Below are 20,032 nucleotides of genomic sequence, written 5' to 3' on the forward strand. Positions count from 1 at the left end.
ACGCCGGGTGCCGCCCTCCTCGTACGGCTGCTACTTCGGCACGCTCGGCGGGGCCAGCGGGGTGGCCGCCTCGGCCTGGGGGGACGAGGTGTTGGAGTAGACCGAGGGGGCCGCCACGGCCGCCGTCGGGTCGGGGGCCGGCTCGGGGTCCGCCGCCACGGCCGGGCCGCCGACGATGTCGATGTCCGCCGCGTCGAAGGCGTGCTTGAGGCGCCAGCGCAGTTCGCGTTCCACCGTCAGGGCCTTGCCCGGCATCGTCTTCGCGGAGACCCGCACGACCATCGAGTCGAGCAGGACGCTGTCCAGGCCCAGGACCTCGATCGGGCCCCACAGGAGCTCGTTCCAGGGCTCCTCCTTGCTCATCCGCTCGGCGACCCCGTCGATCGTCGCCTTCACCTTGTCCAGGTCCTCGGACGCGCGGAGGGTGACGTCGACGCCGGCCGTGGCCCAGCCCTGGGAGAGGTTGCCGATGCGCTTGACCTCGCCGTTGCGGACGTACCAGATCTCGCCGTTGTCGCCGCGCAGCTTCGTCACGCGCAGGCCGACCTCGATGACCTCTCCGGCGGCCACGCCCGCGTCGATGGTGTCGCCGACGCCGTACTGGTCCTCCAGGATCATGAAGACGCCGGAGAGGAAGTCCGTGACCAGGTTGCGGGCGCCGAAACCGATGGCGACGCCCGCGACACCGGCGGAGGCCAGCAGCGGGGCGAGATTGATCGCGAAGGTGGAGAGGATCATCAGCGCGGCCGTGCCCATGATCAGGAAGCTGGCCACCGAACGCAGCACCGAGCCGATCGCCTGCGAGCGCTGACGGCGGCGCTCGACGTTCACCAGCAGACCGCCGAGGCTCGTGCCGTCGACCGCCTGGACCGTGCGGTTCATGCGGTCTATCAGCTTGGTGATCGCCCGCCGCACCACCACTCTCAGCACCGCCGCTATCACCAGGATCAGCAGCACGCGCAGACCGATCGCCAGCCAGGTCGACCAGTTCTGCTCGACCCAGCTCGCTGCGTTCGTCGCGCTCTCCTGGGCGTCCTGGAGCGAGGGGACGGTCGCGGCCCCGCTCTCCGACGGAGAGGGCGACGGGGTCGCGGTCGCGGCCAGTAGGACGGCGGGCAAGGACACGGCAGGTACCTCCAGGTGCAGCGTCCGACGCCCGGCGGATGGTCAAGGTCACGGAAAGGTCACCGGGCGGCAGACCCACCACACTAACGGTGCATCGTGTGGGGATCGTTGCAATGTTCGAGGGAGAGACCGTGCTCACCTGGGGATGAAGAAAGCAGTGGTCGCAGGTGTGGTCGAAAACACTCCCAGCCCGTTACCGGGAGATGGTGGCGCTTCCACCAGGCATGAGGGGAGACTGACTACAGATCGTCCCGGCGCGAGCCACGCGCCGCCGACGCCCAAGGAGGCATCCGTGCCGCATGTCCTGGTCCTCAACGCGTCGTACGAGCCACTGGGCGTCGTACCGCTCCGCCGCGCGCTCATCCTCGTGCTCGAAAACAAGGCCGTGTGCCTCGAGGAGTCCGGCGCCTTCATGCACAGCGCAACCGTCACAGTCCCCGCACCAAGCGTGGTCCGGCTCAAGCGATTCGTCCGGGTTCCCTATCGGGGGCCCGTTCCTCTTACCCGTCGTGCGCTCTTCGCGCGGGACGGAGGCCGGTGCATGTACTGCGGTGGCGTCGCAACCAGCGTCGACCACGTCATCCCGCGCAGCCGCGGGGGCAAGCACGTCTGGGACAACGTGGTGGCCTCGTGCCGCCGCTGCAACCACGTGAAGGCCGACCGACACCTGTTCGAGATCGGCTGGCGGCTGCGCCACAAACCCGCTCCGCCCACCGGCCTGGCCTGGCGCATCATCGGCACCGGGCACAGGGACCCGCGCTGGCTGCCGTACCTGCAGCCGTACGGCGCGGACGACGCCCTGGCCCGGATCGACGGCATCTCCGCCTGACGACGATCCGGGCCTTCGTGTTGTCCCGTGGGTGTGCTGTCCCGGGGGTCCCCCGTGCCCCCGGGACAACAGTCGTGTGCGCCTACGAGGCGGTGATCACGCCCGTCTCACGTGTACCGCAGCTCCGCCGGACGCAGTGAGCGGCGCAGCAGCGGCAGCGAGGTCGCGGCGGCCAGCAGGCTCGCCGCGTACACGGCCACCGGGACGAACAGCGCCATGTACGGCACCTCCGGCGCCCCGTGCTCGGAGGCGGACGAGGCGTACCAGATCCCGATCGTCATCCCGCCGAGCCCGGCCACCACGGTGGCGGGGGCCAGCGGGATCGCGGTCTCCAGCAGGGTGGCCTTCGCCAGCACCGAGTACGGCACTCCGCTCGCGGTCTGCGCGGCCAGGCCCCGGCGCCGGCTGGCGACGGACTCGGCGGTGCCGACGGCGAGCGCGGTGAGCACCAGGGCGAGGGCGACGAGAACGGCGAGGCCCGTGAGGTTCAGACCGTTCTCGTAGAAGCCGATCCCCTCCGCGTAGTGGCTCCCCCGCTCGTGCAGGACCGACAGCATCACCTGCCGTACCCCCAGGAACCCCGAGCCGACGACCGTCACCAGCAGCACCGCGGCATGGGTACGGGCCGCCGCCCACGGGTCGTCGCGCAGCCGTTCCGCCGCGATCAGCACCGCCGGGCTCTTGGCGCGGGCGGCCAGGCCCTCGCCGAGTTGCCGGGCCGAGGCGCCGGTCAGCCACACGGCCACCGCCCCGACCAGCAGACACATCGCGAAGATCGTGACCGGGCCCAGCGTGAACGGGAGCGGGTTGCCGAAGACAGGCGCGGCCGCCACATACACCGCGAGGAGCACGAGCAGCGCGGTCGCCGCCCGGAACAGCCGTCCCGGACCCCGGGCCGGCCGCACCCGCCGTACCCAGCCCAGTGGCGAGGCGATCAGCCGGCGCAGCGCCAGCGCGCTCACCGCCGCGCCCAGCACCGGCACCCCGAGCGCCACCACCGCGATGCCCGCCCAGGCCGCCGGGTCGGGGTGCCGCCAGATCCGGAGCAGGGCCGGCACGCAGAACACCGTGGTCACCGCCGCCGCCAGCAGACAGGCCAGCCCCGACTCCAGCGCGGCGATCCGCCGCGTCTGCGCGGGGGTGGCCCCCGCGAGCCGCAGCGCGGCCAGCCGCCGGTCGCGGTGCACGGCGCCGATGCGGGCGCACTGGCCCACGAACCCGAGCACCGGTATGAACAGCAGCAGCAGTGCGGCGATCACGCCGACCCGGGTACCGGGCTGGTCGAGCAGCCCGCCGCCGACCGGCACGGTGAGCTGCCCCTCCAGCGGCACGAGGGCGGCGATCACCAGCCCCAGGCCGGTCGCCAGTGCCGCCCCGACGGCGATGAGCAGGACCCGCCACCCCTCCCGGCGGTCCGAGCCCCGGGTGAGCAGCCAGGCGAGGCGCAGATCGGCGCTCAGTCGCGTCCATGTGGTCACGCCGACACCTCCTGCGCAACCACCGTGCCGTCGCTCAGCCGTACCTCGCGGTCCGCGTACGCCGCCACCTGGGCGTCATGGGTGATCAGCAGGACCGCGGTGCCCGCCTCGCGGGCCGTGTGCACCAGGGCCGTCATCACCTGCTCGCCCGCCAGCGAGTCCAGCGCCCCTGTCGGCTCGTCCGCGAAGACCACCTTCGGGCCGGTGACCAGGGCCCGGGCCAGCGCGGTCCGCTGGGCCTGGCCACCGCTCATCTCGCCCGGCCGCAACGCCTCCTGCCCCAGCACGCCGAACCGCTCCAGCCACTCCCGGGCCCGGGCCTGGGCGTCCTTGCGGGCCGCGCCCGCCAGCATCAGCGGCAGGGCCACGTTGTCGAGCGCCGTCAGCTCGGGGATGAGCTGCCCGAACTGGAACACCACCCCGAACTCCGTGCGCCGCAGCTCGCTCAGCCGCTTCTCCGGCAGGGTGTGGAGCCGCTCCCCGGCGTAGCTCACCGTGCCCTCGTCCGGGCGGACGATGCCCGCGAGACAGTGCAGCAGCGTCGACTTCCCGCTGCCGCTGGCGCCGGTGACGGCCAGGATCTCGCCGGCCCGCAGGTCGAGCGAGGCGCCGCGCAGGGCCTCGGTCGGGCCGTGCGCCTTCACGAGGTCACGCGCCGCCAGGAGCGGCACTGTGGTGCTCATGCTGTGTCGACCTCCGCGGTCAGAGTGGTCAGCCGGGCCGCCGTCGTGGTCATCCAACGGAGGTCGGCGTCAAGGTGGTTGAGGGCGTAGTCCGCCGAGAGGACGGTCGCGAGATCGGCGTCCTTGGCGGTCTTGACCTGGGTGAGCTCCCGCATCCGGCCCATGTGGGCGGCGCGTTGGGCGCGCAGATAGGCGTCCGGGTCGCCGTCGGAGAGGATCGAGACGACGACCTTGGCGAAGATCTCGTTGGTGACGAAGGGCGCCGGCGGGGCGATCTCCGCGGCCCACCGGGCGAGTTCCCGCTCCCCGTCGGCCGTCGCACGGTACGTCGTACGCTCCGGGCCGCCGTCGGACTCGGTGGCGTCGACCTCGGCGAGACCGTCGCGGACCAGGCGCTGCAGGGTCGTGTAGACCTGCCCGTAGGCCAGTGGACGGGCCTGCGGGAAACGTTCGTCGTGGCGCCGCTTCAGGTCGTAGCCATGGCTCGACCCCGAGGCGAGCAGCCCCAGCAGGATGTGGCGGGTGCTCATGGCGATCATTATGCACTCGATACATGTACTGAGTGAATAGTGAAGACGGGCGAGGTGAAGTGATCTTGCGGGGCTCCTCGGAACGGACAGAATGTGACGAGAGCCGCGTTGTTCGCCTCCGCACGTCTGTCGTCGCTTCCGCTGGGTAGGGCTGCGGTATCCGCACGTCGTACAGGACACTCCCCACAAGGAGGCCCCCGTGGCCGCACCGGCACACCCCCTCTCCAAACCCGAGGCGTTCCTCGGCGCGCACGACTGCGTCTTCAGCGCCGAGGGCGCCTGCGCCGAGACCCCGCTGACCAGCGAACCGCCCCTGCCCGACGCCGAGCCCCTGACCAGCGAGCCGCCGCTGGCCGACGCCGCCCCGTTGACCAGCGAGTCCTATGCCGATGCGGAGCTGTAGATGACCGCTGCCGAGCCCCCGTCCGAGGACCTCTCCCGGCTTGCCGGGCTGCACGGCGTCGCCACCTCCTACAGTCCCGCCCCCGACCGCACCGTCGCCGCCTCGGCCGCCGCCGTCACCCGCACCCTCACCGCCCTCGGCGTCGACACCGCCGACCCCGCGGCGGCGCTGGCCGCCCGCGAACGCGAGCTGCGCGCCCGGCTGCTGCCGCCGACGGTCGTGTGCTGGAGCGGCACCCCGTCCGCCGCCCTCGACGCCCTCCCCGACGGCACCCGGCTGCGCATCACCACCGAGCAGGGCGAGACCCGCTCCGCCGTCGACCAACTCCCGCCCGGAGTCCACCGGTTGACCGCCACCGCGCCGGACGGCCGGGTCGCCGAGGCCCATCTGGTCGTCGCCCCCGCCCGGCTCCCCACCCCCACCGGACGCTCCTACGGACTGCTCGTCCAGCTCTACTCCCTGCTCTCCCGCCGCTCCTGGGGCATGGGCGACCTCGGCGACCTCGGCGAACTCACCGCCTGGGCCGGACGCGCGCTCGGCGCCGGATTCGTGCAGGTCAACCCGTTGCACGCGGCCGTTCCCGGCGCCCCCACCGACCCCTCGCCCTACCGTCCCTCCTCCCGCCGCTTCCCCGACCCGGTGCATCTGCGCGTCGAGGACATCGACGAGTACCCGTACGTCCCCGACCGCGACCGCGTCCGCGCGCTGACGGAACGGGCCGCGCACCTGCGGGAAGCGGTGCTGGAGAAAGGGGCGTTGATCGACCGGGACGCGGTGTGGGAGCTCAAGCGCGAGGCGCTCGAACTCGTCCACGAAGTCCCCCTCGGCCCCGGCCGGCGCGCCGCCTACGCCGACTTCCTCGCCCAGGAGGGCGAGGCCCTCGAGGATCACGCCACCTGGTGCGCGCTCGCGGAGGTGCACGGCTCGGACTGGAGCCGCTGGCCGGCCGCGCTGCGCGACCCCCGGTCCCGGGAAACCGCCCGCGCCCGCGCCGAGTTGATGGACCGCGTCGACTTCTGGTCCTGGCTCGCCTGGCTCACCGACGCCCAGCTCGCCGCCGCCCAGCGTGCCGCCCGCGACGCCGGGATGGGCGTCGGTGTCGTCCACGACCTCGCCGTCGGCGTGCACCCGCAGGGCGCCGACACCTGGGCGCAGCAGGAGTACTTCGCCGCCGGGATGTCGGTCGGCGCGCCGCCGGACGCCTTCAACGCGCGCGGCCAGGACTGGGGGCTGCCGCCCTGGCGCCCCGACCGCCTCGCCGAGTCCGGCTACGCGCCCTACCGCCGTCTGCTGCGCGCCCTGTTCCGCTATGCCGGCGCGTTGCGCATCGACCACGTGATGGGCCTGTTCCGGCTGTGGTGGGTCCCGCAGGGACTGCCGCCGACCGAGGGCACCTACGTCCGCTACGACGCCGAGGCCATGCTCGCGATCCTGGTGCTGGAGGCCTCACGGGCCGGGGCGATGGTCATCGGCGAGGACCTGGGGACCGTGGAGCCCGGGGTGCGCGAGACGCTGCGTGAGCGAGGGGTGCTCGGCACGTCGGTGCTCTGGTTCGAGCGGGACTGGGAGGGCGACGGCCGGCCCCTGCCACCGGAACGCTGGCGCGCGGACTGCCTGGCCACCGCCACCACCCACGACCTGCCGTCCACCGCCGCCCGGCTCACCGGTGAACACGTCGAACTCCGGCACCGGCTGGGGCTGCTGACGCGCGGGCTGGCCGAGGAACGGGCCGAGGCCGCCGCCGACACCGGGGAGTGGCTGGAGGTGCTGGCACGGCTGGGGCTGCTGCACGCTGCGGGAGGCGGGCGCGGGACCTCCACCGAGGAGGCCGAGGTGCAGGCCGTGCACCGGTTCCTGCTGCGCACGCCCGCTCGGCTGGTCGGCGTCTGGCTGCCGGACGCGGTCGGGGACCGGCGGCCGCAGAACCTGCCGGGCACCTGGGACCAGTACCCGAACTGGCGGCTGCCGATCGCGGACGCGGAAGGGAGGGCGGTGACGCTGGAGGAGCTGGCGGGGGAGCCCCGGCTGTACGCGTTGGTGGAGGTGCTGCGGGAGAAGGGGAGCGGGGGCTGAGACCGGGGCGTGGCCGCCTCATACGCACCCCCGGGCGCGCGGGCTCAACCGGCGTTAGATACTTTGGCACCGTGGACAAGAAGAACGCCCTGCGCGCCGGTGCCCTGGCTGCCGGTACGACGCTGATGATGCTGCTCATGACGTCTCCCGCGCTCGCGCTCACCCGGGACGACGGTGACGACCCCGGGTCCGGCCTGAGCGTCATCGAGACGCTGGGGCTCTTCGTCGCGGCCCCGCTCGTGATCTTCGGGGTCATCGCGGGCCTGGTGCTGGTCCTGGACAAGTCGCACGCGGACCACCGGGTGAGCTCGCCCAAGAGCAAGGCGAAGGCCAAGGCCAACGCCTGACCCGGTGAGGGACTGAGGGGCCGAGGGTACGGCTCCACAGGTCACCGCAGGTTTCACGAGGGCGCCGGCCCTGTCCCGCGTACGCGCATCCGCCGTACGGGGTCAGGCCGGCGCCCTCGGTGTGTTCCCGGGGCCGTGTTCCCGGGCCCGTCTCCCCGGGCTTCCCGGCCCGTCTTCTCAGGGGCTCGGCGCCGTGAGGTACCGCTGCACCGTCGGCCCCAGCCACGCCACGATCTCCTCGGGGTGCAGCGCCACCGCCGGCGGGATCCGCAGCACGTACCGGGTGAGCGCCAGCCCGAGCAGCTGCGACGCCGTGAGCGCGGCCCGCACCGGGATCTGCTCCGGATCGGGGCACACCTGCCGGGCCACCGGCAGCAACTGGTCCCGGAAGATGCCCTGCATGCGCTCGGCCCCGGCCTGATTCGTGGCGCCGACCCGGAGCAGGGCGGTGAGCACCTCGTCGCCCTCCCACATGTCGAGGAAGTGCCGCACCAGGACCGCGCCGACGTCCTGCGGGGACAGTCCGCCGATGTCCGGCAGCTGCAGGTCCACGGCGACGGCCGCCGCGAACAGGCCCTCCTTGTTGCCGTAGTAGCGCATCACCATCGACGGATCGATGTTCGCGTCCTTGGCGATGGCGCGGATGGTGGCCCGCTCGTACCCGTCGGTGGCGAACCGCTCCCGGGCCGCGACGAGGATCGCGTCACGGGTCGCGTCGGAGCGGCGGGGGCGGGAGCGGGAGGTGGAGGTCGTGGTGCCGGTCATGCCCACGAGCGTAGGCCAACATTCGTTTGCCAACAACCGTTGGTCGATTTTGCCAACAGCTGTTGACTTCGCGCCGCGCCCGGTCCTACTCTCGTCAACAAGCGTTGGCAAACAAACGTTGGCCTACGAGTGTTGGCATATAGGAGGCCCCTCATGAACGGCACCGGCACCGGAACAGGCACCGACATCGGCACCGACAGCACCACGCACCCCGTGATCGTCGTCGGCTCCGGCCCCACCGGCCTGCTCCTCGCCGGTGACCTCGCCGCCGCCGGCGTCCCGGTCACCCTCGTCGAGAAGCGCCCGCACCGGATCAGCAACCTCTCCCGGGCCTTCGGCGTCCACGCCCGCACCCTGGAGCAGCTCGACGCCCGCGGCCTCGCCGACGACCTGCTGGCCACCGGCGACACCATCACCGGCCTGCGTCTCTTCCGCCGGCTGTCGCTCGACCTCGGGACCCTGGAGTCCCGCTTCCCGTTCCTGCTCATCACCCCGCAGTACGAGGTCGAGCGGCTGCTGGAGCGGCGGGCGCGGGAGGCCGGGGTGGAGTTCCGGTACGAGAGCGAGGTCGTCGGGCTGCGGCAGGACGACGCCGGGGTCGACCTCGACGTACGCGGCCCCGACGGGGTGACCGTCACGCTCCGCGCGGAGTACGTCGTCGGCACCGACGGCCACCACAGCGCCGTGCGCCGCGCGATCGGCGTGGACTTCCCCGGCGTCGCCGTCATCAAGTCCCTCTTCCTCGCCGACGTCCGGCTCGCCGAGAAGCCCGAGGATGTCCTCACGGTCAACGGTGCGGACGACGCCTTCGCGATGATCGCCTCCTTCGGTGACGGCTGGTACCGGGTGATGGGCTGGAACCGCCGCCACGAGGTCCCCGACGACGCCCCGCTCGACCTGGACGAGATCAAGGAGGTCACGCGCCGTGCGCTGGGCACCGACTACGGCATGCACGACGCCCGCTGGCTCTCCCGGTTCCACAGCGACGAGCGCCAGGCGCCGCGGTACCGGGTCGGCCGGGTCTTCCTCGCCGGGGACGCCGCGCACGTCCACTCCCCGGCCGGCGGCCAGGGCATGAACACCGGTCTCCAGGACGCGGCCAACCTCGGCTGGAAGCTGGCCGCGGCCGTCCAGGGCCGGGCCCCCGAGGGGCTCCTCGACACCTACGAGGCCGAGCGGCACCCGGTGGGCAAGGCGGTGCTGCGCAGTAGCGGCGGCCTGGTCCGGCTGGCCCGCGCGCAGAACCCGGCGGTGCGTGTGCTGCGGGGTCTGGTGTCGGCGTTCGTCAACGTGGCCCGGCCGGTGCAGCGCAAGGCCCTGGGCCAGGTCTCCGGCATCGGCTACCGCTACCCCGCCCCCCGGGGCGCCCACCGCCTCACCGGCACCCGCGTCCCCGACGTCGCCCTGACCGGCGGCCGCCTCTACGAGGCCCTGCGCGGCGGCCGGTTCGTACTGATCACCCCGGAGGCGTACGACGACCAAGGCGCCCGCAAGGACCGGCTGACGGTGGCCCACTGGACGAGCGACCGCCGCATGACCGTGCTGGTACGCCCCGACGGATACGTGGCCTGGGCGGCGGACTCGGCGAACCCGGCGCAGATCGAGGCGGCCCTCATCGCCCACCTCGGTGACTGACCGGCCCTAACGGCCTGTCTCCTCCGTACCAGCCAGCAACTCACGCAACAGGTCGGCCAGTTGGTCGGCCTGTTCGGCGTTCAGGGCGGACAGGGCCGTCGTCTCGGCGGCCAGGCCGGCGCCGACCGCCTCGTCGACGGTGGTCAACCCCTTCTCCGTCAGGGTCACTTGGAGGCCGCGGCGGTCGTGGGGGTCGGGGGAGCGGCGGATCAGGCCCGCGCGTTCCAGCTTGTCGAGGCGGCCGGTCATGCCGCCGGTGGTGAGCATCAGCGTGCCGGAGAGCTGGCGCGGGGAGAGGGTGTAGGGCTCGCCGGACCGGCGCAGGGTGGCCAGGACGTCGAACTCGCCGCGAGCGATCCCATAGGGGGCGTACGCCCGTTCCATGCGGTCGCCCATGGCGCGGGAGAGGCGGAAGATCCGTCCGAAGACCTCCATCGCCTTGGTGTCCAGGTCGGGCCGTACGGCCGCCCACTGGTCGACGATCGCGTCGACGGGGTCCTTGCGCGATGCACTCATGCGGAGAGTATCCGCCCCGTTCCGGTCGCCCGCAAGAAAGTGGGTTGACAGTAAGTAGCTTAGCGCTAAGCTAATTACTACCAAGTGATCCTTCGGAAGGGGTGTCGTCGTGAACCGCGCCGCGACCGTCCTGCTCACCGCCCTCGCCCCCGTCTCCTGGGGCACCACCTACGCCGTCACCACGGAGTTCCTCCCGGCCGACCGCCCCCTGTTCACCGGCCTCATGCGGGCCCTGCCCGCCGGTCTGGTCCTGCTCGCCCTCGCCCGGGTGCTGCCGCGCGGCATCTGGTGGGGGAAGGTCGCGGTGCTCGGCGCGCTGAACATCGGCGCCTTCTTCCCGCTGCTGTTCCTGTCGGCGTACCGGCTGCCCGGCGGGATGGCGGCGGTCGTCGGGTCGGTCGGGCCGCTGTTCGTGGTGGGGCTCTCGGCGGTGCTGCTGGGGCAGCGGCCCACGGCCCGGAGCGTGCTGACCGGGGTCGTGGCGGCGTTCGGCGTCAGTCTCGTCGTCCTGAAGGCGGCCGGGGCCCTCGACGCCGTCGGCGTTCTGGCGGCGCTCGCCTCCGCCGCCTCCATGTCCACCGGCACCGTGCTGACCAAGCGCTGGGGCCGCCCCGACGGCGTCGGCCCGCTCGCCCTCACCGCCTGGCAGCTGACCGCGGGCGGGCTGCTCATCGCGCCGCTCGCCTTCCTGGCCGAGGGCGCCCCGCCGGCGCTGGACGGGCCGGCGATCGGCGGCTACCTCTACCTCGCGCTCGCCAACACGGCCGTCGCCTACTGGCTGTGGTTCCGCGGCATCGGCCGCCTCACCGCCACCCAGGTCACCTTCCTCGGCCCGCTCTCCCCGCTGACCGCGGCGGTCGTCGGCTGGGCGGCGCTCGGACAGGCGCTGACGCCGGTCCAGCTGGCGGGCATGGCGCTGGCGTTCGGGGCGACGGTGGCCGGCCAGCTCCGGCAGCGGACCCCGGCGGACGCCCCGATCCGATCGTTCAGTTTCCCTGAAAAGAACGCTCGGAAAGATTCGATGGACGTGACAGGTCCGGCGCTGCGACGGTAGATCAACCGAGATCACCGAGCAGGGGAAGGACCCACGTGACCGACGTCCTCGAAAGGACCCCCACCCGTACCACCCCGACCCCGAGGGCCGCGCGGACCGCCGCCCTCGGGGTCGCTTGCGCCGCCCTCGCGACCGTCGTCTGGTCGGGCAGCTTCGTCACCTCCCGTGCGCTGCACGACAGCGTGCCGCCCGTTCAGCAGGCCTTCTGGCGCTGGGTCGTCGCGCTCGTGGCGGTCGCCCCGTTCGGGGCGCGGCAGGCCTGGCGGCAGCGGGCGGCGATCCGTCGGCACCTCGGCTTCGTCGTCCTCGCCTCGTTCCTCGGCGTCACCGTCTACAACACCTTGGTGAACCAGGCCGGGGTGACCACCCCCGCCGCCACCATGGGCATGATCATGGCCGCGTCGCCGGTGCTGATGGCGGTGTTCGAGCGGGCGTCGGGCGTACGGCTGGGGCGACGCAGGGGCGCCGGGCTGCTCGTGGCCTGCGCGGGGGTGCTGCTGCTGATGGGCGGAGGCGCGGGGTTCGCGGCCGGGGACCTGTGGATGATCGGCGCGGCTTGCTGCTTCGCCGGGTACAGCGCGCTGCTGCGGCGCCGCCCCGCCGAACTCGGGGGTGCGGCCTTCCTCTTCACCACGTTCCTCGTCGGCGCCGGGCTGCTGCTGCCCGCGCAGGGCGTGAGTCTGGCGGTCCAGGGAGGCTTCACCCCGACGACCGCGACGGTGCTGCCGCTGTTGTACGTCGGGGTGGCCTCCTCGGCCGTCGCCTTCTTCGCCTGGAACAAGGCGATCGCCCTGGTCGGCGCGGCCCGTGCCGGGATCGTCTACTACCTTCAGCCGGTGTGCGTGGCCCTGCTGTCCTGGGCGGTGCTCGAGGAGACGGTCGGGCCGGTGCAGGTGCTGTGCATGGCGCTGATCCTCGGCGGGGTGATGTGGGGGGCCGTCTCGTAGCTTGCGTAGGTTGCCCCCATGGTCGAGTGGGACATCCGGAAACTGCGCATCCTGCGGACCCTGCGGGAGCAGGGCACCGTGACCGCGACGGCCGAGGCGCTGCGGATGACGCCGTCGGCGGTGTCGCAGCAGCTGACCAATCTGGCGAAGCAGGTGGGAGTGCCGCTCCTGGAGGCGCAGGGGCGGCGGGTGCGGCTCACGGACGCGGCGCTGCTCGTGCTGCGGCATGCCGAGGCGGTGTTCGAGCAACTGGAGCGCGCGGACGCGGAGTTGGCGGCGCATCTGCGGGGCGAGGTGGGGGAGGTGCGGGTCGGCGCCTTCTCGACCGCGGTGCCCGCGCTGGTCGTACCAGCCGTGCGGGCGCTGCGGGATTCGGCTCCCGGGGTGAGCGTGCGGGTGCGGGAGGCGGAGGCGGGGGAGGCGTACGAGCTGCTGGCCGCCGGGGAGGTCGACCTCGCGCTGTCGCTGGCCGCGCAGGCGCCGGTGGTGGGGGACGGGCGGTTCACGCGGGTGGAGCTGCTGGCGGACCCGCTGGATGTGGCACTGCCGCGGGGGCACGAGCTGGCGGGTGTGGCGGGGCTGCGGTTGGCCGACCTGGCCGGGGAGCCGTGGATCTTCGGGGGGAGCGGGCCGTGGTCGGACATCACCCGCGGGGCGTGCGAGGCGGCCGGGTTCACGCCTCGGCAGGGGCACTCGGCGGCGGGGTGGACGGCGATCCTGGCGATGGTGGAGGCGGGCATGGGGGTGGCGCTGGTGCCGCGGATGGCCGCGGTGGGGAGGGGTGGGGTGGTGATGCGGGAGCTGGGGGCGGACCGGCCGGTGCGGCATGTGGTGGCGGCGGTGCGGAGGGGTAGTGAGGCGGGGGTCGTGGTGGGGCGGGTGCTGGCGGCGTTGGAGGGGGTTGCTGCGGGAGTGGGGTGAGGGTGCGGCGGGGTGGGGGCTGAGGGCGGGGCGTTTTCGCTTGCCCGCGCCGGCGGGGTGCCGCTGCGCCCACCCGTGCCGCCCCAGCGGCACGACTGCCCGCAGCTGAGTAGGTCCACATGAGCGACCAAGGGGCGCGGGGAACTGCGCGACCAGCCCCCACCGGCCCGCACCCGCAATACGACCCGGCGCCCCGCCCCTGGCGCCCTACGACAAGGGGGGCGCCCGGAACCACTCCGAGCGCCCCCCGTCCACGTACCGCCTACTACTCCGCGGCCGCCGCGTCCGCCGCCTGGGCCTTGAGAGCCCGCTCCACGCCCGAGCGGGATTCCGAGACCAGGCGGCGCAGGGCCGCGTTCGGTTCGGCCGAGGTCAGCCAGGCGTCCGTCTTGGCCAGGGTCTCCTCGGAGACCTGGATCGACGGGTAGAGGCCGACCGCGATCTGCTGGGCGATCTCGTGGGAGCGGGTGTCCCAGATGCCCTTGACCACCTCGAAGTACTTGTCGGTGTACGGGGCGAGCAGCTCGCGCTGGCCGGTCTGGACGAAGCCGCCGATCACCGCTTCCTGGACCGCGTTCGGGAGCTTGTCGGACTCCACGACCTGCGCCCAGGCCTCCGCCTTCGCCTCCGCCGTCGGACGGGCCGCGCGGGCGGTCGCCGCGTGGCGCTCGCCGGCCGCGGTCTTGTCCCGCTCGTACTCGCCGGCGATCTCGGCCTCGTCGAAGCGGCCGACCGCCGCGAGGCGCTCCACGAACGCCCAGCGCAGCTCGGTGTCGACGGCCAGGCCCTCGATCGTCTGCGAACCGTCCAGCAGGGCCTCCAGGAGGTCCAGCTGCTCCGGCGTACGGGCCGTCGCCGCGAACGCGCGCGCCCACGCCAGCTGGTGGTCGCTGCCCGCGGTCGCCGACCGCAGGTGCGCCAGCGTGGCGTCGGTCCAGCGGGTCAGCAGCGCCTCGCGGGCCGCCGGGTCGGCGTACAGCTCGATCGCGAGCTTCACCTGGCGGTGCAGGGACTGCACGACACCGATGTCCGACTCCTTGCCGATGCCGGACAGGACCAGGGAGAGGTAGTCGCGGGTCGCGAGTTCCGCGTCGCGCGTCATGTCCCAGGCCGACGCCCAGCACAGGGCGCGGGGGAGGGAGGACTCGAAGTCGCCCAGGTGCTCCGTCACGAACGCCAGGCTCTGCTCGTCCAGGCGGACCTTGGCGTACGACAGGTCGTCGTCGTTCAGCAGCACGACCGCCGGGCGGCGCTTGCCGACCAGCTCCGGCACGGCCGTCAGCTCGCCGTCGACGTCCAGTTCGACGCGCTCGTCGCGGACCAGCTTGCCGCTGTCCTCGTCCAGCTCGTACAGGCCGACCGCGATCCGGTGCGGGCGCAGCGTCGGCTCGCCCTTCGCGCCCGCCGGGAGGGCCGGGGCCTCCTGGCGGATGGCGAAGGACGTGATGACGCCGTGCTCGTCCGTCTCGATCTCGGGGCGCAGGATGTTGATGCCGGCCGTCTGGAGCCACTTCTGCGACCAGGTGCCCAGGTCGCGGCCGGAGGTCTCCTCCAGCGCGCCCAGCAGGTCCGACAGCCGCGTGTTGCCGAACGCGTGCCGCTTGAAGTACGCCTGCACGCCCGCGAAGAACTCGTCCATGCCGACGTACGCCACGAGCTGCTTCAGCACGCTCGCGCCCTTGGCGTAGGTGATGCCGTCGAAGTTGACCAGGACGTCGTCCAGGTCACGGATCTCCGCCATGATCGGGTGCGTGGAGGGCAGCTGGTCCTGCCGGTACGCCCACGTCTTCATCGAGTTCGCGAACGTCGTCCAGGAGTGCGGCCAGCGGCTGTCCGGCGCGTACGCCTGACAGGCGATCGACGTGTACGTGGCGAACGACTCGTTCAGCCACAGGTCGTTCCACCACTCCATGGTGACCAGGTCGCCGAACCACATGTGGGCCAGCTCATGGAGGATCGTCTCGGCACGGACCTCGTACGCGGCGTCCGTGACCTTCGAGCGGAACACGTACTGGTCGCGGATGGTGACCGCGCCCGCGTTCTCCATCGCGCCCGCGTTGAACTCCGGCACGAACAGCTGGTCGTACTTCTTGAAGGGGTACGCGTAGTCGAACTTCTCCTGGAACCAGTCGAAGCCCTGCCGCGTCACCTCGAAGATCGCGTCCGAGTCGAGGAACTCGGCGAGCGAGGGACGGCAGTAGATGCCGAGCGGGACGGACTGGCCGTCCTTCTCGTAGACGCTGTGGACCGAGTGGTACGGGCCGACGATCAGCGCCGTGATGTACGACGAGATGCGCGGGGTCGGCTCGAAGACCCAGACGTCGTCCTTCGGCTCCGGCGTCGGGGAGTTGGAGATGACCGTCCAGCCGGTCGGCGCCTTCACGGTGAACTGGAAGGTGGCCTTCAGGTCCGGCTGCTCGAAGGAGGCGAAGACGCGGCGGGCGTCCGGCACCTCGAACTGGGTGTACAGGTACGCCTGCTGGTCGACCGGGTCGACGAAACGGTGCAGGCCCTCACCCGTGTTGGTGTAGGCGCAGTCCGCCGCCACGCGCAGGACGTTGCGGCCCTGGAGCAGGCCGGGGAGCGCGATGCGGGAGTCCTTGAAGACCTCCGCCGGGTCGAGCGCGTCGCCGTTCAGGGTGACCTCGTGGACCTCCGGGGCCACCAGGTCGATGAAGGACTCGGCCCCGCTCTCGGCCACGTCGAAGCGCACCGTGGTCACGGACCTGTAGGTACCGCCCTCTTGCGCGCCGGAGAGGTCGAGATCGATCTCGTAGGACTCGACGGTGAGCAGCTGGGCTCGCTGCTGAGCCTCTTCGCGAGTCAGGTTTGTGCCAGGCACGCGGTCATCTCCTCGTTATGGGTAGGTTCGGCGGTTCCGCCATCCTTCCATGGGAGCCGGACGAAACGCGATGTCCGGAACCCGCCGGTGACCGGGGAGGACACCCGGGAGGCTGGAGCACATGGCACACACGACCACCTACACCGCACGCCCCGTTCCCCCGACCGCTCTGAAAGAGCTCCGCTCCACCGACGACTCGGGGCGCGAGATGGTTCCCGTGACCGACGACGAGGGCGGCGCGCCCCTGAGGTGCTGTCTGCGGCGCAGTGCGCCGGGGGAGCGGATCGCCCTGGTGTCGTACGCCCCGCTGCGGCGCTGGGCCGCACAGACGGGCGCCGAGCCGGGGGCCTACGACGAGCAGGGGCCCGTCTTCATCCACGCCGAGGAATGTCAGGGGCCCGAGGGCGACGGATACCCGTTCGACAACGCCCACCGGACCGTCCGCCGCTACTCCGCCGACGGGCACATCCTCGGCGGCGAGCTGGTCGCCACCCTCGACGACGACGCCTTCCGGAACGCGTTCGACGACCCGGCCGTGGCGCTCGTCCACGTCCGGGCCGTCGAGTACGGCTGCTTCCTCTACGAGGTCAGAAGGGGGTAGGCGTCAGCCCTTCAGCTCCGCCGCCACCAGCTCCGCGATCTGCACCGCGTTCAGGGCCGCGCCCTTGCGGAGGTTGTCGCCCGAGACGAACAGGGCGAGGCCGTTGTCGACGGTCTCGTCGCTGCGGATGCGGCCGACGTAGGAGACGTCCTTGCCGGCGGCCTGGAGCGGTGTGGGGATGTCGGAGAGCGCGACACCGGGGGCGCCGGCGAGCAGCTCGGTCGCGCGCTCCGGGCTGATCGGACGGGCGAAGCGGGCGTTGAGCTGGAGCGAGTGGCCGGAGAAGACCGGGACGCGCACGCAGGTGCCGGACACCTTCAGCTCGGGGAGCTCCAGGATCTTGCGGGACTCGTTGCGGAGCTTCTGCTCCTCGTCCGTCTCGTTGAGGCCGTCGTCGACGAGGTTGCCGGCGAAGGGCAGCACGTTGAAGGCGATCGGACGCTTGTAGACCTGCGGGTCGGGGAAGTCGATCGCCTCGCCGTCGTGGGTCAGCTTGTCGGCGTCGGTGACGACCTTCTGGACCTGGCCGTGCAGCTCCGCCACGCCCGCGAGGCCGGAACCGGAGACCGCCTGGTACGTGGTGGCGACCAGCGCCGTCAGGCCCGCCTCGGCGTCCAGCACCTTCAGGACCGGCATCGCGGCCATGGTGGTGCAGTTCGGGTTGGCGATGATGCCCTTGGGACGGTCCGCGATGGCGTGCGGGTTCACCTCGGAGACGACGAGGGGCACCTCGGGGTCCTTGCGCCAGGCCGAGGAGTTGTCGATCACGACCGCGCCCTGCGCGGCGACCTTCTCGGCCAGCGCCTTCGAGGTCGCGCCGCCCGCCGAGAACAGCACGATGTCCAGGCCCGTGTAGTCCGCCGTCGCCGCGTCCTCCACCGTCACGCCGTCCAGGACCGTCCCCGCCGAGCGGGCCGAGGCGAACAGACGCAGCTCGGTGACCGGGAACTCCCGCTCCACGAGGATCCTGCGCATGACCGTGCCGACCTGGCCGGTGGCTCCGACGATTCCTACCTTCACGACGACTCCTTCTACGTGGCGGGTGCGTGGCCTGGACGTTTCCATCATGCGTCTCTTACCGGCCGGTGTGTCCAATCCTTTGCCCGAGGGATGGGACGGCATGCCGGTCAGGGCCGCAGTTCCAGCGTCCACTCGCCGAGGCACCGGACGTGGAGGATCGCGTTCGATATGCGGTACGGACCGGAAGAAGCGGTGAGTTTCCGGTGCGGGAAGAGGTTTTCGTCCAGTTCGAAGACATGGATCATGGCCGTTCCGACGACCACCAGCTCGGCCTCGGGCCCGGTGTGACGTACGACTCCATACCAGCCGCCCGGCGTCCGCGCGCCGAGCACGGGCGCGGCACTGAGCGGGGCCGGCTCCAGCCGCCACTTCGTGTCCTCGGCCGCCCGGACCGTGATGAAGCAGGTGCCGCCGGGGTCGACCCACACCGGCCCGAGGGTGGGGCGCCGGCGGCCGAGCGTGTCGGCGATGGTCGTGGACTTGCCGTAGGGGTGGTTCAGGGACCAGGCGCTGAGGTGCTCGTCGTTGCCGCGGGAGGTCCGCTGCACCGTCATCAGGGTGGGTGGCCCCTGATAGCGCAGGACGGTGCTGCCCCGGCCCTCGGTCGGGCCGGTGAGCAGCGGCGCCTGGTCCTCGGGCAGCAGCCGCAGCGTCCAGTCGCCCCCGCACTTGACCCGCACGGCCTGCTCGGCCCGGCCGTCGGCGAACAGCACGGCCGTGCCCCGGGTGCCGTGCTGGCGGCCGGTGAGCCACTCGGTCTCGTCGCCGTACTCGTCGACGCGCTGCACTTCGAGGCTGTAGTCGGCCTTCGCGCCGGGGAAGTCGTACCGGACCAGGGCGGGACGGCCGGGGCGCGGGTTGACGAGGGTGACCGTCCGGTCGCCGCGGCCCTCGTACGCGCCGGTCTTCTGCCCGGCCGAGGGATCGCGGACGGGCAGCGGCTCGGCGGTGAGCTCCCAGCTGCCGTCGCCGTGCTCGATGACGAGCAGCAGCGGGCCGTCGGGGACCGGGACGGTCTGCTTGAGCTTCCCCGTCTCGTTGCACAGCATCTCGTGCTCGTCGAGGTCGTCGAAGTGCTCGGCCTCGTGGCAGTTCAGCACGAACCACTCACCGCGGTCGGCGCCGCCGTCGAAGCGGACCTTCACATCGGCCATGGTGCCGGTGTAGGCGACGACGTCGGGGCCGCGTCCGGCGAGTGTCCGGGTGCCGAGCGGCCGGGCCGCCGACAGCGGCAGCACGCTGATCGTCCAGTCGCCGTCGTAGTTGACCTTCATCCGCAGCGGGCGGTCGCGCGGGGGCTGCACCAGGGCGCGGCCGTGGAAGTCGCGCAGGGTGGTGTTGAAGACGGTGTCCTCGTCCTTGTTGCGCCGGTTCAGCGTCTCGACGAGCAGCCACTCGTCGCCCCGGACCCGCGCCTCCACGATCACCGGCCCGGGCGGCAGCGGGACGTCGACGGAGACGACGCCGTTGCCGCGGCCGCTCTGGGTGTGCGGCCGGAAGTCGGCGCCGAGGGGGGTGGGAGCGGCTACGGGGGTGTACGGGGACGGCGGTACGGCATCGGCGATCGGCGCTGCGGCCGTCTTGGCGACCGCGGCCTGCATCACAGGCACCGGAGCGGTCGCCACCGGTTCCTCCGCCACCACGATCCCGAAGTCCGTCGCCAGCCCCGCCAGCCCCGACTCCCACCCCTGCCCGACCGCCCGGAACTTCCACTCCCCGTTGCGCCGGTAGAACTCCCCGAGCACGAACGCCCTCTCACCGGCGGCGTCCGTCACGTCGTAGTGCGCGACGATCGTGCCGTCCCCCGCGACGGTCTGGAGCGCGAGGCCCGGCACCGCCCCGAACGTGCCGCCGTCGCAGGACGCGGCGACCAGCACCCGCTGCACCGCCGGCTCCACCCGGGGCAGGTCCAGCTCCAGCCACTCGGCGAGCTGGTCCACGCCGTCCCCGGTGCCGAGGTGCCGTACCGCGCCCGACGGATGCGCGGGCTGGTTGTGGAAGACGAGGTCGGCGTCCCCGCGGACCTTGCCCGTCGCGTCCAGCAGCAGCGCCGAGACGTCCACGACGGGCGTCCCCGGCACCTTGCGGCGGCAGACGGCAACCCTCAGAGGACCGGTGGGGACAGGGGTGTTGGCCCCCTTCACGATGTGGGTCATGGGGCACATGGTGGCAGTGAAGATCATGTGAAGAAAGAATTCCGGGAATCGGGCCGAACGTTTCCGCCCGCACCGGCGTCATAGAGGAAACGCGGCGAGGAGAGGGG

General features: G+C 72.4%; 18 protein-coding genes. 9 read left to right on the forward strand and 9 right to left on the reverse strand.

Annotated features, from left to right (window positions below):
* Nucleotides 1-30: 30 nt before the first annotated feature.
* Nucleotides 31-1,125 carry a mechanosensitive ion channel domain-containing protein gene (locus ACFUO4_RS12560; protein ID WP_383483237.1) on the reverse strand — a complete coding sequence of 365 codons (1,095 nt, stop codon included), beginning with the start codon at nt 1,123-1,125 and terminating at the stop codon, nt 31-33.
* Between the two features lie 292 nt (nt 1,126-1,417).
* Between ACFUO4_RS12560 and ACFUO4_RS12565 the strand changes: the two genes are divergently transcribed.
* On the forward strand, nt 1,418-1,954 hold the full coding sequence (locus tag ACFUO4_RS12565; protein WP_079308460.1) for an HNH endonuclease: 537 nt from the start codon (nt 1,418-1,420) through the stop codon (nt 1,952-1,954).
* Between the two features lie 107 nt (nt 1,955-2,061).
* Here the strand turns inward: ACFUO4_RS12565 and ACFUO4_RS12570 are convergent, their stop codons facing one another.
* Genes ACFUO4_RS12570 through ACFUO4_RS12580 form a run of 3 tightly spaced genes read right to left on the reverse strand, consistent with a single transcriptional unit; the run spans nt 2,062 to nt 4,645 of the window.
* The gene (locus ACFUO4_RS12570) at nt 2,062-3,432 is read right to left on the reverse strand and encodes an ABC transporter permease (RefSeq protein ID WP_383483241.1); all 1,371 of its coding nucleotides are present in this window, start codon (nt 3,430-3,432) and stop codon (nt 2,062-2,064) included.
* Nucleotides 3,429-4,115: an ABC transporter ATP-binding protein gene (locus ACFUO4_RS12575; RefSeq protein WP_383483244.1), complete on the reverse strand. Its 687-nt coding sequence runs from the start codon at nt 4,113-4,115 to the stop codon at nt 3,429-3,431. The genes ACFUO4_RS12570 and ACFUO4_RS12575 overlap by 4 nt, the downstream gene beginning before the upstream one ends.
* Complete coding sequence (locus ACFUO4_RS12580; protein WP_383483247.1) at nt 4,112-4,645, reverse strand: PadR family transcriptional regulator; 534 nt, start codon at nt 4,643-4,645, stop codon at nt 4,112-4,114. Before ACFUO4_RS12580 ends, ACFUO4_RS12575 begins: the two co-directional genes overlap by 4 nt.
* 199 nt (nt 4,646-4,844) lie before the next feature.
* Between ACFUO4_RS12580 and ACFUO4_RS12585 the strand changes: the two genes are divergently transcribed.
* The 3 genes from ACFUO4_RS12585 to ACFUO4_RS12595 all read left to right on the forward strand — a co-directional run bounded on the left by ACFUO4_RS12585 (nt 4,845) and on the right by ACFUO4_RS12595 (nt 7,468).
* Nucleotides 4,845-5,048, forward strand: a complete 204-nt coding sequence (locus ACFUO4_RS12585; RefSeq protein WP_079308461.1) for a hypothetical protein — start codon at nt 4,845-4,847, stop codon at nt 5,046-5,048.
* Nucleotides 5,049-7,121 (forward strand): 4-alpha-glucanotransferase, encoded by a 2,073-nt coding sequence (malQ, locus tag ACFUO4_RS12590; protein WP_383483250.1) that lies wholly within the window; start codon nt 5,049-5,051, stop codon nt 7,119-7,121. It begins immediately after the preceding gene.
* 71 nt (nt 7,122-7,192) lie between these two features.
* Nucleotides 7,193-7,468, forward strand: a complete 276-nt coding sequence (locus tag ACFUO4_RS12595) for a hypothetical protein (RefSeq protein WP_383483253.1) — start codon at nt 7,193-7,195, stop codon at nt 7,466-7,468.
* 177 nt (nt 7,469-7,645) lie between these two features.
* Here the strand turns inward: ACFUO4_RS12595 and ACFUO4_RS12600 are convergent, their stop codons facing one another.
* On the reverse strand, nt 7,646-8,233 hold the full coding sequence (locus ACFUO4_RS12600; protein ID WP_079308463.1) for a TetR family transcriptional regulator: 588 nt from the start codon (nt 8,231-8,233) through the stop codon (nt 7,646-7,648).
* Between the two features lie 153 nt (nt 8,234-8,386).
* Between ACFUO4_RS12600 and ACFUO4_RS12605 the strand changes: the two genes are divergently transcribed.
* A complete protein-coding gene (locus ACFUO4_RS12605) occupies nt 8,387-9,868 on the forward strand; it encodes an FAD-dependent monooxygenase (RefSeq protein ID WP_383483256.1) in 1,482 nt (493 codons plus the stop codon).
* Between the two features lie 6 nt (nt 9,869-9,874).
* Here ACFUO4_RS12605 and ACFUO4_RS12610 read toward each other — a convergent pair whose 3' ends face one another.
* Nucleotides 9,875-10,384 carry a MarR family winged helix-turn-helix transcriptional regulator gene (locus ACFUO4_RS12610; protein WP_383483259.1) on the reverse strand — a complete coding sequence of 170 codons (510 nt, stop codon included), beginning with the start codon at nt 10,382-10,384 and terminating at the stop codon, nt 9,875-9,877.
* Nucleotides 10,385-10,493: 109 nt separating this feature from the next.
* Here ACFUO4_RS12610 and ACFUO4_RS12615 point away from each other — a divergent pair, with 109 nt between their 5' ends.
* From ACFUO4_RS12615 to ACFUO4_RS12625, 3 genes are read left to right on the forward strand one after another with little or no spacing between them, the layout of a single operon-like run.
* Entirely contained in the window at nt 10,494-11,438 is a 945-nt protein-coding gene (locus ACFUO4_RS12615; protein WP_383483262.1) for an EamA family transporter, read from the forward strand.
* 35 nt (nt 11,439-11,473) lie between these two features.
* Complete coding sequence (locus ACFUO4_RS12620) at nt 11,474-12,385, forward strand: DMT family transporter (RefSeq protein ID WP_383483265.1); 912 nt, start codon at nt 11,474-11,476, stop codon at nt 12,383-12,385.
* Nucleotides 12,386-12,403: 18 nt separating this feature from the next.
* Nucleotides 12,404-13,306, forward strand: coding sequence for a LysR family transcriptional regulator (locus ACFUO4_RS12625; protein WP_383483268.1), 903 nt, complete (start codon nt 12,404-12,406; stop codon nt 13,304-13,306).
* A gap of 265 nt (nt 13,307-13,571) precedes the next feature.
* Here ACFUO4_RS12625 and pepN read toward each other — a convergent pair whose 3' ends face one another.
* Nucleotides 13,572-16,148, reverse strand: a complete 2,577-nt coding sequence (gene pepN / locus ACFUO4_RS12630) for an aminopeptidase N (protein ID WP_383483271.1) — start codon at nt 16,146-16,148, stop codon at nt 13,572-13,574.
* A 121-nt stretch (nt 16,149-16,269) separates the two neighbouring features.
* Here pepN and ACFUO4_RS12635 point away from each other — a divergent pair, with 121 nt between their 5' ends.
* Nucleotides 16,270-16,749: a DUF1203 domain-containing protein gene (locus ACFUO4_RS12635; RefSeq protein ID WP_079308466.1), complete on the forward strand. Its 480-nt coding sequence runs from the start codon at nt 16,270-16,272 to the stop codon at nt 16,747-16,749.
* 3 nt (nt 16,750-16,752) lie between these two features.
* Here ACFUO4_RS12635 and ACFUO4_RS12640 read toward each other — a convergent pair whose 3' ends face one another.
* Entirely contained in the window at nt 16,753-17,769 is a 1,017-nt protein-coding gene (locus tag ACFUO4_RS12640; RefSeq protein WP_383483275.1) for an aspartate-semialdehyde dehydrogenase, read from the reverse strand.
* A 107-nt stretch (nt 17,770-17,876) separates the two neighbouring features.
* Nucleotides 17,877-19,925, reverse strand: coding sequence for a TerD family protein (locus ACFUO4_RS12645; RefSeq protein ID WP_383483278.1), 2,049 nt, complete (start codon nt 19,923-19,925; stop codon nt 17,877-17,879).
* Between the last annotated feature and the right edge of the window lie 107 nt (nt 19,926-20,032).

It is taken from the genome of Streptomyces sp. NPDC057280 (genome assembly GCF_042668605.1).
Taxonomy (GTDB): Bacteria; Actinomycetota; Actinomycetes; order Streptomycetales; family Streptomycetaceae; genus Streptomyces.